This window comes from Alcanivorax sp. HI0044, from assembly GCF_001634945.1.
In genome coordinates, this window is sequence record NZ_LWEZ01000506.1 from 1 (window position 1) to 1,146 (window position 1,146).

A 1,146-nucleotide genomic window follows, 5' to 3' on the forward strand; every position below is an offset into this window, starting at 1 on the left:
GGTGGCCGCTTCCAGGCCTTCGGTGAGCATCAACCTGCGTGCTTCATGCAAGCGCAGCTTCTTCTGGAACTGCAACGGCGACATGCATGTTACCTGTTTGAAACTGTGGAACAGGGTGGACTCACTCATGTTGGCTGAATCAGCCAGATCCTTTACCCGCAGTGGTTCCGAATAGCGATCCTTGAGGGTCGAGATGACCCGCGATATGCGGTTGGCCTGGGAATCCGTCGAGGCGAACTTGCGCATGCGCGGTCCCATCTCGCCAATCAGTGAGCGGTAGATGATTTCCCGGCGGGTCAGTGGGGCCAGCACCGCGATATCGTCGGGCGTGGTCATCAGGTTCAGTAGTCGGTGCAGCGCGTTCTGCATGGGGTCATCCATGTGTGACATGCACAGGCCACAGCCCACTTCCGGGCATTCTTCGCTTGGCTCATAACGGCCAACCTTGTCTCCCAGTTCCAGCACCAGGTCGGTGACTTCCTGCGGGTCCACATCAATTTTTACCGCCAGGTAGGGATGATCCGGTGAGGCATCAACAATCTGCCCGAGTACTGGCAAGTGTACCGAGCTGGCCAGATAGCTTGATTTTTTATGGTTCATGGGGGGTTTACGTCAGGCATCCGGCGTTGATGCGTTTGGTAAAGTATCGGGTATTCGCGATAAACCTGTCAGACGGCGAGAAGCGTGTTATTCAGAGGTTCCCTAATCCACGAAGAACCTTTTTTGTTTCCACCCCTTCTGCCAATCGCCCCCACGATTGCTTACCATCAGGGCTGACTGTCAGCGGATAGAGACCATGATTGTTCGAGAGCGCCCCAATGCCATCGCCCTGTTATTTGCCCTGCGGGGATCAGTGGTGCCGGAAATCCTGCCACACATTCTCTTTGTTGCATTATTTTCTGTGGTGGTTGCCGCGCTCAGTCACTACCAACTGATAGACCTGACCAGCCTGACGATTATGCCGGTGACCCTGCTCGGCATCGTGTTGTCGATCCTGCTCGGCTTTCGCAATAACGCGGCCTATGACCGCTGGTGGGAAGCGCGCAAACAATGGGGCCAGATGGTCACTGAAATTCGCAGCCTGGCTCGAGCCAGCGGCACATTACTGGGCGAAAAGGCTTCGGCCCGGCGAGCATTGTTGATGCC

2 protein-coding genes are annotated in these 1,146 nt (G+C 56.0%); one reads left to right on the forward strand and one right to left on the reverse strand.

Annotation, left to right across the window (positions count from 1 at the left end; all coding sequences use genetic code 11):
- The coding region (locus tag A3730_RS06010) for an AraC family transcriptional regulator (protein ID WP_231883865.1) at positions 1-600 on the reverse strand (600 nt) is incomplete at its 3' end.
- Between the two features lie 196 nt (positions 601-796).
- Between A3730_RS06010 and A3730_RS06015 the strand changes: the two genes are divergently transcribed.
- The coding region (locus A3730_RS06015; RefSeq protein ID WP_304439471.1) for a bestrophin family ion channel at positions 797-1,146 on the forward strand (350 nt) is incomplete at its 3' end.